Source organism: Alicyclobacillus tolerans (genome assembly GCF_900142255.1).
In the GTDB taxonomy this organism is placed as follows: Bacteria; Bacillota; Bacilli; order Alicyclobacillales; family Alicyclobacillaceae; genus Alicyclobacillus_I; species Alicyclobacillus_I tolerans.
In genome coordinates, this window is record NZ_FRAF01000001.1 from 195,352 (window position 1) to 212,833 (window position 17,482).

The window sequence follows — 17,482 nt, forward strand, 5'->3', positions numbered from 1 at the left end:
CCAGCATGAGTTTTCCTATCGGGGAGCGGAAAATTTTGTCGAACTTTGTCCGTTTGAATGGCTATAATTGTTCCACCCGCCAGCAGCGTAAGCTCCAGGAACCGGACCTGACATAACAATGACAGCCAGAGGTGCGTCGGACTGTACACTAAGAGGCAAAGAGACAAATGGAGCGATCACGTTGACATCCGCTACTAAACGCAATTTTAAAACATGGACGGCTTGGTTAAGTCCTGTATTACTTGAATCGATATACAAAGTGGAATGAACATTTCCAAGTAAAATAAGGTGTACAGGTACGCTCATGCGAGCCAAAGAGAAAAGCGGTCCACCAATGGCTTGGCCAATCGGTACAGAGATTGTAGTGTGATTAACCTGATTGATTAGCTGTTTAGCTCTTTGAGTAGCATCTGCTTGAATTTCTGTGAGAGCGTGCAGATGGAACCGAGCAACTGTTAAATTACTCTGTCCCGGCGCTGGAGAGAGACTGACAAGTTCATCAGCATCTGAAATTTTGAGCAGTTCAGTATCGAGTGCCTGTGTCAACGCTTCTGAAGCAACATGACGCGCCTCTGTAGCAGCCAGGCTAACCATGACGGGTTGAAGACGTCGTTCTGCAGAAAACATCATAGATACTAGTGCAGCAGTAAATAAAAGGATAACCATCGGTAATCTGAGCCGCAAAAAAAATTTTGCGCCTGCCTGCACTTCCACGGAGGAAGAGCGGGCAGAGCGGCGCGCGTGAAATTTTCGACGCAGCATGGATGCGCACCCCCCATGCTTCTTGTATGCATCGAAAAATAAAACTAGGACAGGCGAATGCGCACAAATTGCCGCTTGCCCACTTGCAAAATATCCCCATCAGAAAAATTCAACTCAGCGTCTACATTGTCAATTTTTTCTCCATTCCAACGAACCGCACCGCCCTCAATCAGCCGGCGAGCCTCTCCATTGCTCTTGGCAAGCCCTAATTCTGTCAGAGCTTTCACCACCCAGATCAGAGATTCAGACACGGATACGTCTGGAATATCGGATGGCAGTTCTCGCTTTTGAAACACCTGTTGCCAATGTTCAAGCGCTTTTTGTACTGCGTCGTCACCGTGAAAACGTCTTACTAGTTCAGCAGCCACTTGCATTTTGGCATCACGGGGATGAAGAGTGCCATTTTTTAAACTTTGGAGCCAGTTCTCATATTCCGTTTGAGCTGGAGTGAGAAGCAGAAGGTAATACTTTGGCAACAATTCATCTGGAATCGACATTAATTTGCCGAACATGGTGTGTAAATCTTCATTAACACCTACATAATTGCCGAGACTTTTGGACATTTTGTGCACGCCGTCCAACCCTTCGAGAAGCGGCATCATCAAAACAACTTGCATGTCCTGTTGAAACTCTTTCTGCAAGGTGCGCCCCATGAGAAGGTTGAATTTTTGGTCCGTACCGCCAAATTCAATATCGGTTTGTAATGCAACTGAGTCATAAGCCTGCATGAGCGGGTAAAAAAACTCATGAATGTGAATAGGTCTATTTTCTACATAACGTTTATGAAAATCGTCCCGTTCCAACATGCGTGCCACCGTCACGTAGGAAGCCAAGCGAACCACATCCGCAAATGTCAGCGCTGAAAGCCAGCTTGAATTGTAGACAATCTCTGTCCGTTTCGGATCGAGAATTTTAAAAACCTGAGTGACATAAGTTTTGGCGTTTTCTTGAACTTGTTCTCTGCTCAGTTGTGTGCGTGTTTCCGACTTGCCTGTAGGGTCGCCCACTTGGCCAGTAAAGTCACCAATCACCAAATGAACTTGATGGCCGAATTCCTGCATTTGCCGTATTTTTTGCAAAACAACGGCATGACCAAGATGAATATCAGGAGCTGTAGGATCCATTCCCAATTTCAAACGCAAAGGACGGTTCTCCATCAGACATTTGCGCAACTTGTCTTTCAATTCTGTTTCGGGAACGATTTCCGCCGTACCTTGAGCAATCATGGCAAACTGTCTTTCCACTTCTTTTTCAATTTCAACCGGCACATGCGCAGCCGTCATATTGAGATCGACCTCCATCAAATAAAATGGGAAGTATAACTCCCAGGAATCATAAAAAACACCTCATCCTACTACAGGACGAGGTGTTATTCCCCGCGGTACCACCTGAATTGCTGAAGAATCTATTCAAAACACTTCAGCCACTCCAGGCGATAACGGACCCATCCGTGTCTTTGCAAAAGTGCAAACACAACCTCAGCAGTTGTAAGTTCAGCCTGGAAGCAGGTTCGGCTCGCAGCAACCGCCGACTCTCTGGACCTTTTTATTCTTCCTGCCTACTGATTCTGCGTCAACAGCATGAAACAATGATTTTGATTCAATCTATAACAGAAGCCAATCTGCTGTCAATGGCTCTCATAACTGTCCATAGTTTGATGCATGATGTATAGAAAGAGAGGAGACCTGCGGTCATGACAAAGAGATACAAGCATCGCCAAAAACGCCGTTCCAAAGTGGTTCGCTGGCAAAAAGGAATGCGCTTTGTCAGTTCAATTGTAGCAGGTGTCTGTGTCAGTACCGCTCTCTTTCTGATTGGCGCAGCTGGCGGTTACAGCTATGTAGCAGCCCACCATTTGCCAACGCTTGATGTCAATCGCCTGGCATCACAGCCACACATTACAGAAGTATACGACAGAAACGGAAAATGGCTTGGCAATTTTGCCCGCAGCGAAGATTTTGAAAGCATTCATTCTCTTCAAGAAGTGTCGCCCTTACTGGTGCAAGCGTATGTAGACGCTGAAGATAAAACTTTTTTTAAAAATCCAGGGATTGCACCGCTTTCACTATTGCGCGCCTGTTATCAAGACGTCGTATGGCATCATATTGTCAGCGGAGCAAGTACGATTACCCAACAAACCATTAAACTAGTCTATTTTCCAGAGCAACAACGCACACTAGAGCGCAAATTAGAAGAAGCGGTTCTGGCCATAGAAGCCAATCATTTTCTTAGCAAACAAGAAATTTTAATTGATTACTTAAACCATGTGTATTTCGGCAAGTATGATGGTAAACAAATTTATGGTGTCAAGGCAGCTGCACACATTATGTTAGGTAAATCCTTGCAAAACTTGACACCTGCAGAAGCAGCCTTTTTGGCAACAATCCCGAACAATCCAAGCGAGTTTCATCCAATTCAACATCCGCACGCCACTTTGACTCGCTGTCATTGGATTCTAGGGGAAATGTACCGTTGCGGCACACTTTCCAAAGCAGAATATCAACAGGCGCTGAATGAGCCGATTTTAAAAGAATTGAAGCACCCCAACATGCCTCTGTTTGGCAATCACCCTTACTTAATGCTCGATGACATTCAGCCACTTGTCGCTCAGTTATTGGTCGATCACGGTTTATATGCCAATAGAGAATCCGCCATCAACGCACTGCCATTCTCTGGATTACGAATTTATACTACGGTGGATGCACATCTGCAAAATCGTTTAGAAGACATTCTTGCAAATAACCCGAGTTTATCCAATTGTAATTTGCCAAATCCTGTACATCCACAACAATACGATTTACTGGAAGCCGGTATGACGCTGATTGACAACCATTCTGGAGGCATCCTGGCTATGAGTGGAGGACGCGACTACCGTGACGATCAAATTGACCATGCAAACTTGGCCCGTCAACCGGGATCGGCCATCAAGCCAATTCTTGATTATGCGCCAGCTATCGATTGTGGTCAGCTTACAGCAGCCAGCATTCTTTCTGACCGACCTACGATCTTTTCCAAAAAACCTTTATTTGCTCCAAAAGATGATGATGGAAAATTTCGTGGCGACGTCTCCGTTCGCGAAGCGCTGATTCATTCGTTCAATGTACCTGCCGTCGAAACATTGCAAAAAATCTCTCCACAATTAGGTTTTGCCTATCTTGAGCGTCTAGGTCTGCCTATTGGCGCGCAGACTTTGACTGGTGGCTCCAGCTTGGTGGAAAAGGATGTGCAACTAGCCAGCGCCATTGGCGGTATGACACATGGTCTTTCAGTCACACAACTGACGGACGCCTACACCGCGCTCGCCAATCAAGGGATTTGGCGGCAAGCTTATCTCATAGAAAAAATCACGGATGCCAATGGACATCTGCTATATCAAGCGAAACCTGTATCACGTCGAGTTTTCCGTCCCTCCACAGCGTTTATTGTCACTTCTATGCTTGAAGATGTAGTGAAGCGGGGAACTGGATGGCATATTCATCAAACTTACCCACATATTAATATAGCCGGAAAAACAGGCACCACAGACAATGAGGAAAATGGCTGGTTTATTGGTTATACGCCTGATTACACATTGGGAGTGTGGACTGGCTACAATCACAACCAATCCATTCCCATGCGAGTTTATCAGACGAAAATGAAACTTTGGGAAGCAATGATGAAACCTCTTTTGAACGCACAAGCAAATTTTCCAGTACCAGAAACTGTGACCAGCGCCTTAATATGTAAAGATACTGGAGAATTAGCCAATCTACAATGCCTTATGACTCATCGAGCAGTCAAGGAGTATTTTGAGCGTGGCAGCGTGCCAGACAAAATTTGTTCTCGCATACATTCGCCTATACAGACCGAATCCAAGCAAATTCCGTCGAATTTGCCAGTTCCTTTACCTGATGATTTATGGCCTGAAGCATCACAACCACCGGACCTCATACCTGGACTGACACAACCGTAACCCCATCGCCGCCTTCGCCAAGGCTTCCGGAAGCAAACGACTTAACAGCTTTATGGTGCTTTAAATGTTGGCGAATGGCGGTACGCAAAGCACCTGTACCTTTACCGTGAATAATTACAATACGACCTAGACCTTGTAGCATTGCTGCATCTAGGTGACGATCGATACGTAACAAGGCATCTTCGACTGTTTCGCCGCGTACATCGATTTCCATACGTATGCTCTCGCCGCCTTTCACACGAACGCCTTGAACGGGTGGCTTACTTGCGCCTTCAATAGGCTCCAAATCTCTTACATCAATTTTGCTTCGCAATGGCCCCATTTGGACAGTCGCATATTGGCCAGATAGCTCAATCACTTCCGCTTTTTGTCCAAGCGAAAGCACGCGCACGGCTTGTCCGACAGCAATAGCTTTTTTGTTGCCACTCTTGGCTCTCTGAATGTTTTTTCGTGTTGGCAGTGCCTCTTCTAAAGATTTACGCAACTCGACAAACTCGTGATCTTTCCAGTCCTTTCGTTCCCTGCGTAATTCTTGAATAACGCGTTCCGCAGTTTGGCGAGCGTTTACCAGTACACGTTCCGCTTCCTGAAGAAGCTCTTCTTCTTTTCTGGAAGATGCTTCTTCCCATTCGACCAAAGCGCGTTGGTACTGTTCTTCCAAAGACTGCGCTTTGTTTCGCGCTTCTTCAGCTGCCGCCAAGGCCTCCAAATGTTGTTTGCGAGCTTTTTCCATTTCACCAATCAACCGATCCATTTCTTCCTGTTCATTGGAAATATAGCGGGACGCTCGTTCTATAATTTTTTCCGGTAAACCGAGACGTCGAGCAATCGCAAAAGCGTTGGATCGACCAGGTACACCAATTAACAATCGATACGTTGGCTGTAAACTTTGCACGTCAAATTCCATGCTAGCATTGATGGCGGCCGGTTCTCGAAAAGCAAACGCTTTAAGCTCTGCATGGTGAGTGGTAGCTACAACGCGCGCTCCACATTCGGCTAATGTTTCTAAAATAGCGACGGCAAGCGCTGCCCCTTCTCCCGGGTCAGTCCCTGCCCCCAGTTCGTCCAGCAGCACTAAATCCTGCTCATGAACCTGTTGAAGCATGTGAATTATATTTTTTAAATGTGAGGAGAAGGTGGAAAGACTTTGTTCAATACTTTGCTCATCGCCAATATCCGCAAAAATAGTTCGGCAAAAAGCGATTTCACTATTTTCATTCGCGTGAATAAAACAGCCCGCCATAGCCATAAGCGTTAGCAAACCCATAGTTTTGAGAGTGACCGTTTTACCCCCAGTGTTGGGACCGGTAATCATAAGCATGCGATATTCGCGGCCTAATTCCAGATCAATTGGGACCGCTTGTTTCTCATCAAGAAGTGGGTGACGGGCACTACGCAATAACCAGTATCCATCCGAATTCAATTTCGGTTTGCTGCAATGATGCTTCAATGCATAGCGGGCTTTGGCAAACCAGGCGTCTAAGTTACTGAGAAGCTGACAGTTTTCTCGCAATTCGTCCGCTACTTCAGCTACCAAAGCGCTCAGTTGTTGTAAAATTTTTTCAATTTCCCGTTCTTCACGAACCAGCAATTCCCGTACTTTTTCTCCCTGCTCGAGTACAGCTTGCGGTTCAACATATACGGTCGATCCGCTAGCAGACGTATCTCTCACAATTCCAGGAATCTGGTGTTTGGCATCCACCCGAACTGGCAAACAGAGAGATTGTCCGCGTAGAGCAATCACTGGCTCTTGCAAGTGACGCGCTTCTTTGCGCAACAAATCTTCTAATATTTTGCGGGCTCTAGCTTCTGCCGTGCGCCTTTCAATGCGTAACTGACGCAGTTCTGGACTAGCGTGATCGGAAATCGTGGCATCATCCAAGATAATCCTGGCAATTTCCACTTCCAATCTCCGTGCGTCAAACAGCGCTTCACTCAATTCACGGACGTGAGGAAAGATATTGGATGTTCCCAAACCTTCTGCTGTCTCGTATTGCCCAACTGCATTTCTGATATATTGCTTGAGATTCGCTGTACCTTCAATACAACGACGAATCGCCAATAGTTGTTCAATATTGAGCACGCTTCCTAACTGTGCTCTTTTCAAGGCGTCTCGAATATCACTGATACCCCCAAAAGCAGGTTGACCGAAACGCTGTATGCACACAAACGCCTCATCTACAGCTTCGAGTTCCTGCTCTGCTTCTGTACACAGGGTATAGGGAGAAAGTTCTTCCAATCGATTTTGTCCTAAACCAGAAGCGGCAAATTTCGCTATTTGCGCTCTAACTTTGAAAAATTCGAGCGTGGCTAGCGATTTTTCCAACACATGTAATCCCTCGTTTCGCAGCCCCAGAAATCAACAAATAAACTTCAATCAATGTAACATAATCCTATGGAGAAAGAAAAAACCCAGTGGACGGATAGGATTCAGGTCATATCGGGCAAACTGAGGACAGGTTCGTCAACCGACCGCATAACGAACTGTAAGGAACCACTTTGCTCAAGTTTTGCACCCTAAGACTTAACTTTTTTGCGACGAGGAGGCATACGCATGAATTGGATCGGCACGATTGTTCGTTTTATTGTTTCCGCACTTGTTCTTATGTTTGTAGGCTTCATTGTACCAGGATTCGCTGTGGCTTCTTTTGGTTGGGCTCTTGTTGCTGCTGTGGTCATTGCCCTATTGGGAATGGTCATTGAAGCTATTTTTGGGCACCACATCTCTCCCTATGGAAGAGGCGTCGTGGGTTTTATTTCTGGCGCAGTCGTCCTCTACATTGCCCAATTATTTGTACCAGGTATGCGCGTGACAATTCTTGGAGCATTGCTGGCCTCCCTGGTCATTGGCATTATCGATCTGTTTGTACCTACTGAGTTTCGGCGCAGCCGATTACACGATTGACAAAAGAGACAAAGCATATACATTTAAAAATTCTTCTATAACATACCCACAAAGTTGGAGCGCGGCTTTTTGAGCCGCGCCAAATTCCTCAGTAACCCTTCCACATCCTATGCGGAAAGATTGGCAACTTTTATCCATTACGTGTGAAAATCTATGGTAATGGAATGCGCTTCTTCCAACGATTTGCCACTTAGCCAAGCAGCAAACTGGGAATGGCGCAACTGGGCTTGTAAGGCTGGATTATGGATGTAATGAAGTACCAGCACAGCAATATACAGAAAGAGCAGCGTCAATAATATCCCAGCTGCCAATCCAGCCAGACGATTAATAAAAGAAAGCACAGGCAGAGAAAAGAGAGTTTCCAACAACCCTGCTGCGTATCGCAAAATTAAATAAGTCACTACAAAAATCAGCAGGAAAGCGACAGCACCCGATAAGTTCCCAAAAATCTCAGTAGCAAAACCTTGCGGTATATTCGGCAAGATATGCCATTTTTCAATGACTGGAGCAACATATGGGCGCAACCAATAAGAAACCGCATAAGCGATAATTCCACCAAAAAGCCGCGTTACCTGGCGAATGAAACCTGTCCGATAACCGTTCCATGCCCCAAGCAACAACACCAGCAGCATGATGATATCTAACGCGTCCAAACTGTTCACCACATTTCCCGTCCAGCAAGATTGACTTGCTATCAGTTGCTCTGTCTCGTTTGCTCATCCAGCAATTCTAAAAGTTCTCTATGTTCCTTTTCTAATTTTTCATACTGCGCCTGTAATTGCTCTAACTTATTTTCAGTTTGAATCAATTCATCAGCCATATTAACTGCAGAAAGAACCGCCACTCTGCGCTCGTCCAGATGGGGGATAGCACTGGAAATTGCAGCCATCAACCGATCAACACGCTGAGCCACCTGCCGCATATGTTGACTGGAAGCATCACCGCGCAACGTATATTCTGTTCCGAAAATTTCAACCTTCACTCGATTGTGATGCGCGTCTTCCATGTCTTTATCCCCCCGTTTTCGAGCGCCTTCTCTACAAAATGATGCCAACCTGTACGTTAAAAATGTTCTCGTCTGACTTTAAGAATCCTGCCCACGCAATTCCGCTCCATATTCCAAACGCAAGCCATGAAGAATAGCATCCATAATCCGCTGAATAGAGTCGTCATCTAAAGTTGCGTCTTCAAGACCCAAAGAAATGGAAATACCGACGCTTTTTTTGCCCACAGGTATACCCTTGCCACTGTACACATCAAAGATTTTTGCTGTCAACTGTAAATGAGGCATGACGGCCAATGCATTTTTCCGAACTTGAATAAGCAAAGACTCGGCCGGTACTTCATGGTCTACCAGAACAGCTAAATCCCGATATGACCATGGTTGACGGGATACAGGATGAACCTGCCAAGCGTGTACAGGTAACGACGCTACTGTTGTCAGGTCGATCTCGGCCCAAATAGCCCGCGGCAACTCTAACTGTAAAGCGCTCTCCGGATGTAACTCACCCAATGAGCCTATCGTGACGCCATTCACAAGGATATCCGCACTTCGTCCTGGATGTAACCATGGCAAATGAGAACGCGTAAATTGCAAGTTTTCTTGTAGTCCCAGAACCATCAGCCAATATTCCAACACGCCTTTTGCATCAAAAAATGTATAGGCGCGCGTCGGACGCCCCAGTTCTATATCCGTATGTCCAAACCAAAGAGCCCCGAGCGAGTGTCTTTCTTCCGGTTGCTGAACAAGTGGCAACTGGTATGGGTGAAAAACACGAGAAATTTCGAAAATGGCTCCGCCCTTCACACCATGATTCAAATTGTAAAGAGCAACTTGCGCTAAACTAGGCAAAAGATGTCGGCGCAAATGGGAACGTTCTTCCGACATAGGCAACAGAAGTGGAATGCTCTGTCGCAAAGAATGATTTTCAGGCAATCGCAAACAGGATATCGATTCTGGATGACCAAATGCGTAGGTCACCACTTCGTCCATACCACAATTCGTGAAAAGACTGCGTGTCATCTTCTGCAACTTATAACTTTCTCCGACACGCCCTGGAGCATTGGCCAGCATCGGCAAGGTAGCAGGAATAGCATCGTAACCACAGAGACGAGCTACTTCTTCAACCAAATCCGCCTCCAATTGAATATCCGCTCGTCTTGAAGGCACCATAATTCGCCAATTTTCTGTCTCTCCCTGACCAATAACCGTAAATCCTAGCCGGGAAAAAACATTTCTCATTTCACTGGCCTGAAAACTTGTGCCAAGCACTTGATTGCATCGTGCGGGCGAAAAACAGACTTCATGCGCCAGCATGCTTGGCATGCTGTCTGACGTGACTTGACATACGCCCCCCTGTGGCGTTGCGCCAACAATTTGTTGCAAGAGTGCAACTGCACGTTTCAGTGCAGGAATTTGTACTGCCGGATCTACACCACGTTCAAAACGTTGCTGAGCCTCTGAACGTAAACCTAGTTTCTGACCCGTTCTGCGTACATGGCTTCTCTCAAATAAGGCAGATTCGAGCAATACGGAGCGACTACCCACGCTGATTTCGCTGTTGGCACCGCCCATCACTCCCGCTATGCCCAATGCTTTTTTCGGATCAGCAATTAATGTCATGCCCTCAGCTAAAACACGTTTTTGCCCATCCAGCGTTTCTATCAGTTCTCCTTGCTCAGCATCACGCACGATAATCTGTCCAGCTTCAACTGTGGCAAAGTCAAAAGCATGAAGTGGTTGACCCCACTCCAACATGACAAAATTGGTAACATCGACAATCGCATCGATGGGACGGATGCCTGCAGCAAGCAGCCGCATTTGCATCCATAGCGGAGAAGGTTGATGGTTGCCTGTGAGTTGAAGCACTTGTCCTGCATAAGCGTGGCAACCTGCACTTTCAATGCGCACACGCACTTGCGGTGTATCACTTACATCGAGATGATGCCCCTCTGCCTTCTCCTCAAAATGAGAACGGCGACCCAGTAAAGCAGCCACTTCATAGGCCAGACCACGCATGGAAAGGCAATCACCACGATTGGGCGTCAAATCGAGATCGAGCACAGCGTCATCCAAATGCAGTACATCTACAATCGATTGCCCAATCGGAGTATCCTCTGGCAAGAGAAACAGCCCACTGGTTTGTTCGGTGGGCAAAAGTCGAACCTCAAGACCCAATTCCTTTGCGGAGCAGAGCATACCACTCGATTCTACCCCGCGCAATTTAGCGCGCTTGATCTCCACGCCACCAGGAAGCTTGGCGCCAACCAAAGCGACGGGAACACGAACACCAGCGCGTACGTTTGCTGCGCCGCATACAATCTGCAGAATTTCACCTGTACCCGCATCCACTTGGCATACTTTCAAACGGTCAGCATTGCTGTGTTGCTCACAAGCAAGAACCGCTCCCACAACTACACCTTCTACACCTTGATTGCGCGTCGTTACAGCATCGACCGTCAAGCCACCGGAAGTTAAAAGTTCAGCCAGACGCTCAGGTGTGACATCATTTAAATCGACATATTCAGATAACCATTGATAAGAAACCCGCAAAACCCATCATCCTCTCCAGGCCATCAACGCAACTGCGAAAATTGCCGCAAAAAACGCAGATCGTTTTGATAGAGTAAACGAATATCGGAGATTCCATATTTTAGCATGGCAATTCTTTCTGGACCCATGCCAAACGCGAATCCGCTATAAGCATCGGGCGAGTAGCCAGCGGCGGCCAAAACATTCGGATGCACCATGCCTGCACCAAGTATTTCAATCCAGCCTGTTTGCTTGCAAACACGACATCCCTGGCCCTTGCAATGAATGCAACGCACGTCAACCTCAGCACTAGGTTCTGTAAATGGGAAGAAACTGGGTCGCAATCGCACAGCTTGTTCCGGACCGAATAAAGCTTTGGCAAACTCTTCAAGCGTCCCTTTCAAGTCACTCATGCGAATATTTTGATCTACAACCAGTCCTTCCACTTGATGAAAAGCATGCGAGTGGGTAGCATCATCTTCGTCGCGTCGATAAACACGCCCTGGAACAATCACTTTAACTGGAATATTGGGCCGCATCTGCTCCATTACACGCACTTGCATAGGCGATGTATGCGTGCGCAACAACAATTCTTCCGACAAATAAAAAGTGTCTTGCATGTCTCTAGCTGGATGATCTTTAGGGACATTCAGCATCTCAAAATTATAGGCGTCCGTTTCAACTTCCGGACCTTCTACAACCGCGAATCCCATTTTGACAAAAATATCTTCAATCTCCATTAAGATTCGAGTAATAGGATGCAAATGGCCAATGGCCTGGGGTGTGCCTGGCAAAGTAATATCCAGTGTCTCTTCTCGCAGCTTCCGCTCGATTTCTAATTCATCCATTTCCCGCATACGTTCAGTAAACGCGGATTCCAAAGTCTGTCGAAGCGCGTGAATTTGCTGCCCTGCCATACGTCGGTCGTCTGGACTAAGATTGCCAAGCATTTTCATCCACTGTGCAATCTCACTTTTCTTGCCTAAATACTCTACACGCCAAGCATCTAAAGTCCGGCGGTCTTCAAGGCTTGACAGTTCGGCCAGCGCCTTGCTCCGCAAGTCGGGAATGTCGCGCTGTAGCTTATCCATATCCATGCAATTTTCCTCACCTTTCAGAATCGGTTGCCCATATTTTGGACGATCCGATAAACTGCAAAGCTGTATCGATATCTCCAAGACATGTGAGATGCCCCATTTTACGATGAACTTTAGGCTCGCGTTTCCCGTAAAGATGCAGTTTTACATTACGCGGCAAACGGTCGATTTGCTCAAGCAAAGGATGAAGATGTTGACCAAGCACATTGACCATAACTGCTGGTGTAAGCAATCGATTCTCCGCCAAAGGCAGTCCGCAAATGGCTCGGATATGCTGTTCAAATTGTGAAGTAGCACAAGCTTCGATGGTTAAATGGCCGCTATTGTGAGGACGCGGGGCTAACTCATTCACCAACACCTCACCGCTCTCCGTGAGAAACATTTCCACAGCGAGTGTTCCTACCAATTGCAATTGATCAGCTATTTTCACCGCAGCTTGTTGAGCCAAACGAACAGCCTCTTCAGGAATACGAGCGGGAACGATAGACATGTACAAAATGCCGTTTTGGTGGTGATTTTCAATGACAGGAAAAAGCGATTGTTCCCCCTGGACTCCTCGCGTAACAATGACTGATATTTCACGCACAAACGGTACCAGCCACTCATAAATTAAAGGGCCAGCTTCATCTTGTCCATGCACCCGCAAATACGGCTGGCATTCATTCCAAATATCCTCCAACCGACTTTCTGGTACAATTCTCCACTGTCCTTTACCATCATAACCGCCGCGAGTTGTTTTCAATATTCCGCGCTGTCCCGATTCTTGAAAGACAGTTTTTAAGTCGTTGAATGTGAAAACAGCACGCCACTTTGCCACTGGTACGCCAGCCTTCTCCATCGTCTGTTTTTCACGAATGCGATGCTGGGTGATAAAGAGCAGATGGCTACCCTGTGGCATATACGCCTCATCGCTAAGAATGGAAGCCACTTGCGCATCAACATTCTCAAACTCATACGTAATAATGTCAGCCTCTTTAGCCAACTGACGAGCTGCCTTCACATCGCTGTAATCTGCCTCAACCTGTGCATCGGCTACTTGGGCAGCAGGAGAATCAGGAGCAGGATCGAGCACCACAAATCGGTAGCCCATAGCTCGTCCAGCCAATGCCATCATGCGTCCCAGTTGACCGCCACCCAGTATACCAATGGTTTGACCTGGCAATATCACATGTTTAGCCGCGCTGGACATGGGGAAGACCTCCTTCCACCACGCTTTGCCGGATGAGTTCTCTGCGAGTGACCAATTTTTCAGCCAACTCTGGATGATGTACCGCTAAGATGCGTGCAGCAAAGAGGGCTGCGTTTTGGGCACCTGCTTTGCCAATGGCCATCGTAGCAACCGGGACGCCACCAGGCATCTGAACAATGCTGAGCAAGGAATCCAGCCCATTCAATGCTTTGGATTGCACAGGTACACCAATGACCGGCAAATCGGTCTTAGCAGCTACCATTCCCGGCAAATGCGCAGCACCGCCTGCACCGGCTATGATAATCTGCAGACCGCGCTCTGCGGCAGTTTCAGCATATTGAAACATTTCATCCGGCGTACGGTGGGCAGAGACAACCTTGGCCTCATAGGGAATATCGAGATCGTCCAGATATTTACAAGTATGTTCCATGGTCTCCCAGTCAGACTGGCTTCCCATAATCACTCCAACCCATGGCTGTGCCATATGTATAATCTTCCTCCACAACCTGTTTCGTTCTTTATCATCCTCGACTGCTCTACAGTGTATCATACCAAACAAACGGTATCTTTTTTAGGCAAAGAATAGCTTTCCGTCTATAAAAAAAGCCTGTCGCTGTGGCGATCAGGCGCAATTTTCAACCATCATGGCTATTTCATAATAAAGACGCATCAGCGGGCTTCCAGGTGTTCTCCCAGCAGCGGATGCAACACGTGAATATTGCCCGCGGCAAGAGTTTCCAATTCCGTGTCAAAATTTAGCCCGGCGTGAATCGCAACAAACCAGTGACCATCCGGTATATAGGTCACATTGTGCAGTATCGTCAGAGAATGACCAGAGCCGTTTTTGTCAGTGTAAAGGCTAGTCAATGCATACAGCGTAGGACCATGATCGGCCACAGTAAAATTGTGAAGCCGCAGGGGATAGTTATGTTGTGGTTGCAAGCCAGTGGCATCTACTCGAACACTGAGGGATTGGGTAGCTTCATCCCATATCAGCTCTGCTTTACCATGAACATTCGAATGGTGTTCTGGCTGCAAATGGGCCACAGCAAAGATGAGGTGTGGCGACTGCTGATCTAAAGATAACATACGATGATCCTGCCGATTGAGCGGCATATGCGGAGCAGCAGCTTCTGCATTCGCACATGAAAATAGTATACTGGCGGTTCCAGCCAACATGAAAGCGCAAAGGGTCACGAGTCTTCGACGCACTTGATTCATCTCTCATCTCACCTCGTGACCTTTAGCGTCTCCTTGCCTAGAGAATTTATCCGTTTGCAATTTTCTTTTTCTACGCAGAGAAACCATGCGAGAATGTGACTAAATAGAAAGAATATCTGCCAATTGATAAACGGACATTTCCGGCGCGCGTACACTGTTGAAAACTGTTTCGAAGGGCACGGCGCACAACTCGCCATTCTGGGTCGCCGCCATTTTGCCTGATTCTCCAGCCATACAAAGATTGACCGCGTATGCCCCTAAGCGACTGGCCAAAACGCGATCGGTCGCCGTGGGAGCACCGCCGCGCTGGACGTGGCCAAGAACCGTGACACGCACGTCCAGACCCGTGTGTTCACGCACATATTGCCCAACTTCCACTCCGCTTCCGGCACCTTCGGCAATTACAATAATGGAATGTTTTTTGCCCCGAGCAATACCGCGCTCCAGACGTTTGATGACGTCTTCCAACTGGTACGGCACTTCTGGTATCAAAACCGACTCCGCACCTCCAGCTAAGCCAGCCTGCAAAGCAATATGACCTGCCGAGCGCCCCATGACTTCCACCACATATGTGCGTTCATGCGATGTGGCAGTATCGCGGATTTTGTCAATCGCCTCGATCACGGTTTGTACAGCCGTATCAAATCCTATGGTTAGATCACAACAGGCTATGTCGTTATCAATCGTACTAGGTACACCAATCGTTTGAATACCCATTTCGTGTAAACGTAACGCCCCATGGAAAGAACCGTCACCCCCAAAAACAATCAACGCTTCAATCCCTGATTGGCGCAAATGTTCAAAACCGAGCTGTTGACCTTCTGGTGTCATAAATTCTGGACACCGGGCAGTGTACAAACACGTACCACCTCGTTGCACAATGTCCCCTACCGACTCTAAAGTCATAGGGATAAAGTCCCCACGCAATAAACCCGCATATCCGTGTCGCACACCAACGACCTCTAATCCGTGATAAATCCCGGCTCGAACTACAGCTCGAATACCTGGATTCATACCGGGCGCATCACCGCCACTCGTGAGTACCGCGATTTTTTTCAAAGCGCCACCTCCAATAAAGGACAATTTTAGTCCCGCATTGACAAAATCAGTCCCGCAAGGTCTGCAGAACCACTGATTCGCCTATCCAACTTCTTCTCTATTTATTCTATCACGGGATAGCTTCCATTTTCACGTACTAGACAAGCTTTGGATTGACATGAATTTTGCACAAACTTTTATCAGAGAAAAACCCCGCACCGAAATGGTCGGGGTATCCCAAGAATAATTTGCTTATTCGTTCGATTCAAGAAGACTGACCAGCGAATCCAGAGCGGCCTCTTCATCCGATCCATCAACTCGGAGTGTAATTTGTTCTCCTTTGGCAAAGGCCATAGACATAACACCCAGAATACTTTTAGCATCTACAAACTGACCATTTTTTCCGATTTTTACATCGCTGCTAAACGAAGAAGCAGTTTTTACAAAATTTGCCGCCGATCTCGCTGATAAGCCTTGCACTAGTTGAATCTGCACATCTTTTTCACGCATGCAAATCCCTCCTGATTTTCCTTCAGACTATTTTGCCATCCAGACGCTTACGCGTCTACTGTCACGGGCGAAGTTTTTTCCGTGTGGTGGAAAACTACCGCCTGCTCTGTGTCTGCGTGGAAAAGATGAATTTTGTTTAAATCAATCGCCAATTTCACTGGCTCACCAGGATGGAAATGGAATCTGGAATTTACACGCGCAATCATAGACTGACTACCAGCCGACACGTGCAGATAAACCTCAGAACCCATATGCTCCGTAACTTCAACTTTAGCGTCGACTACTGCTTCTGGATAAGTAGAAAGCATCATTTCTTCATTGTGTACATCTTCTGGACGCACACCAAGAACCATTTCTTTACCTACCGCCCCCTCACTCTTCAGGGTTGCATAACGCCCTTCCGGCAAGAGGATGGAGAAGCCTGGAGCACGGAAATAAAGTTTCCCTGCTTCTTCAGCAATTTCACCACGCAAGAAGTTCATGGCTGGTGAACCGATAAATCCAGCGACAAACATATTGGCAGGACGACTGTAGACAATTTGCGGTGTGTCGCACTGTTGGACAATACCATCTTTCATTACCACAATCCGGTCACCCATTGTCATAGCTTCCGTCTGATCGTGGGTTACATAAATCATGGTTGTTTGAATCCGTTGATGCAATTTACGAATTTCCGCGCGCATCTGAACGCGCAATTTGGCGTCAAGGTTGGAGAGCGGTTCGTCCATCAGAAAGACTTGCGGCTCGCGAACAATAGCTCGACCGAGCGCAACACGTTGACGCTGACCACCGGAAAGAGCTTTTGGTTTACGATCGAGCAGATGCTCAATATCCAAAATTTTAGCTGCCTCACGAACACGTTTGTCAATCTCTGATTTAGAGAATTTTCTCAACTTCAAACCAAAAGCCATATTCTGGTATACTGACATGTGAGGATAGAGCGCATAGTTCTGGAAAACCATAGCAATGTCTCGATCTTTAGGCGCTACGTCATTCACACGGCGATCGCCAATATATAAATCGCCGCCTGTAATATCTTCGAGACCAGCAATCATTCGTAACGTGGTAGTTTTACCACAACCGGATGGTCCGACAAAAACAACAAATTCCTTATCCTGAATTTCTAAATTGAAATCTTTTACAACAATTGTGTCAGCAGTATATTTTTTATAAATATGATCTAATTTCACGCGTGCCACAAAAGTTCCTCCCCATTTCCAAGTATGACAGGACGAACCCGTCTTCTGCTCATTCCATCGTAACTGAAATTCGTTTT

At 46.9% G+C, this 17,482-nt stretch carries 15 protein-coding genes and 1 other annotated feature; of the genes, 2 read left to right on the top strand and 13 right to left on the bottom strand.

The annotated features are described in order from the left end of the window. Positions 1-15: 15 nt before the first annotated feature. Positions 16-762, bottom strand: a complete 747-nt coding sequence (locus BUA75_RS01000; RefSeq protein WP_072872695.1) for a sporulation protein YunB — start codon at positions 760-762, stop codon at positions 16-18. Positions 763-806: 44 nt separating this feature from the next. Then, positions 807-2,045, bottom strand: coding sequence for a tyrosine--tRNA ligase (tyrS, locus tag BUA75_RS01005; protein ID WP_129583471.1), 1,239 nt, complete (start codon positions 2,043-2,045; stop codon positions 807-809). Positions 2,046-2,116: 71 nt separating this feature from the next. Further along, positions 2,117-2,347 (bottom strand) — a binding site (T-box leader). Between the two features lie 108 nt (positions 2,348-2,455). On the opposite strand from tyrS, the gene BUA75_RS01010 reads away from it, so the two are divergent. Continuing rightward, positions 2,456-4,714, top strand: coding sequence for a transglycosylase domain-containing protein (locus tag BUA75_RS01010; RefSeq protein ID WP_072872697.1), 2,259 nt, complete (start codon positions 2,456-2,458; stop codon positions 4,712-4,714). Here the strand turns inward: BUA75_RS01010 and BUA75_RS01015 are convergent. Then, positions 4,689-7,043 (bottom strand): endonuclease MutS2, encoded by a 2,355-nt coding sequence (locus BUA75_RS01015; protein WP_072872698.1) that lies wholly within the window; start codon positions 7,041-7,043, stop codon positions 4,689-4,691. The two genes, BUA75_RS01010 and BUA75_RS01015, sit on opposite strands and share 26 nt — an antisense overlap. A gap of 225 nt (positions 7,044-7,268) precedes the next feature. On the opposite strand from BUA75_RS01015, the gene BUA75_RS01020 reads away from it, so the two are divergent. After that, positions 7,269-7,619 carry a phage holin family protein gene (locus BUA75_RS01020; protein ID WP_072872699.1) on the top strand — a complete coding sequence of 117 codons (351 nt, stop codon included), beginning with the start codon at positions 7,269-7,271 and terminating at the stop codon, positions 7,617-7,619. Between the two features lie 137 nt (positions 7,620-7,756). Here BUA75_RS01020 and BUA75_RS01025 read toward each other — a convergent pair whose 3' ends face one another. The 10 genes from BUA75_RS01025 to BUA75_RS01070 all read right to left on the bottom strand — a co-directional run bounded on the left by BUA75_RS01025 (position 7,757) and on the right by BUA75_RS01070 (position 17,405). After that, complete coding sequence (locus BUA75_RS01025) at positions 7,757-8,281, bottom strand: CvpA family protein (protein WP_129583467.1); 525 nt, start codon at positions 8,279-8,281, stop codon at positions 7,757-7,759. 32 nt (positions 8,282-8,313) lie between these two features. Next, positions 8,314-8,625 carry a cell division protein ZapA gene (locus BUA75_RS01030; protein WP_072872700.1) on the bottom strand — a complete coding sequence of 104 codons (312 nt, stop codon included), beginning with the start codon at positions 8,623-8,625 and terminating at the stop codon, positions 8,314-8,316. A 78-nt stretch (positions 8,626-8,703) separates the two neighbouring features. Next, positions 8,704-11,172, bottom strand: coding sequence for a phenylalanine--tRNA ligase subunit beta (pheT, locus tag BUA75_RS01035; RefSeq protein ID WP_072872701.1), 2,469 nt, complete (start codon positions 11,170-11,172; stop codon positions 8,704-8,706). A 23-nt stretch (positions 11,173-11,195) separates the two neighbouring features. Then, positions 11,196-12,242 (bottom strand): phenylalanine--tRNA ligase subunit alpha, encoded by a 1,047-nt coding sequence (gene pheS, locus BUA75_RS01040; protein ID WP_072872768.1) that lies wholly within the window; start codon positions 12,240-12,242, stop codon positions 11,196-11,198. 16 nt (positions 12,243-12,258) lie between these two features. Beyond that, positions 12,259-13,437, bottom strand: a complete 1,179-nt coding sequence (gene purK / locus BUA75_RS01045; RefSeq protein WP_072872702.1) for a 5-(carboxyamino)imidazole ribonucleotide synthase — start codon at positions 13,435-13,437, stop codon at positions 12,259-12,261. After that, positions 13,421-13,921, bottom strand: coding sequence for a 5-(carboxyamino)imidazole ribonucleotide mutase (gene purE / locus BUA75_RS01050; RefSeq protein WP_072872703.1), 501 nt, complete (start codon positions 13,919-13,921; stop codon positions 13,421-13,423). The genes purK and purE overlap by 17 nt, the downstream gene beginning before the upstream one ends. 185 nt (positions 13,922-14,106) lie before the next feature. Continuing rightward, complete coding sequence (locus tag BUA75_RS01055) at positions 14,107-14,658, bottom strand: CHRD domain-containing protein (RefSeq protein ID WP_072872704.1); 552 nt, start codon at positions 14,656-14,658, stop codon at positions 14,107-14,109. A gap of 99 nt (positions 14,659-14,757) precedes the next feature. Continuing rightward, positions 14,758-15,717 carry a 6-phosphofructokinase gene (gene pfkA / locus BUA75_RS01060; RefSeq protein ID WP_207549675.1) on the bottom strand — a complete coding sequence of 320 codons (960 nt, stop codon included), beginning with the start codon at positions 15,715-15,717 and terminating at the stop codon, positions 14,758-14,760. A gap of 231 nt (positions 15,718-15,948) precedes the next feature. Beyond that, positions 15,949-16,206: an HPr family phosphocarrier protein gene (locus BUA75_RS01065; RefSeq protein WP_072872705.1), complete on the bottom strand. Its 258-nt coding sequence runs from the start codon at positions 16,204-16,206 to the stop codon at positions 15,949-15,951. A gap of 47 nt (positions 16,207-16,253) precedes the next feature. Further along, a complete protein-coding gene (locus BUA75_RS01070) occupies positions 16,254-17,405 on the bottom strand; it encodes an ABC transporter ATP-binding protein (protein ID WP_072872706.1) in 1,152 nt (383 codons plus the stop codon). Between the last annotated feature and the right edge of the window lie 77 nt (positions 17,406-17,482).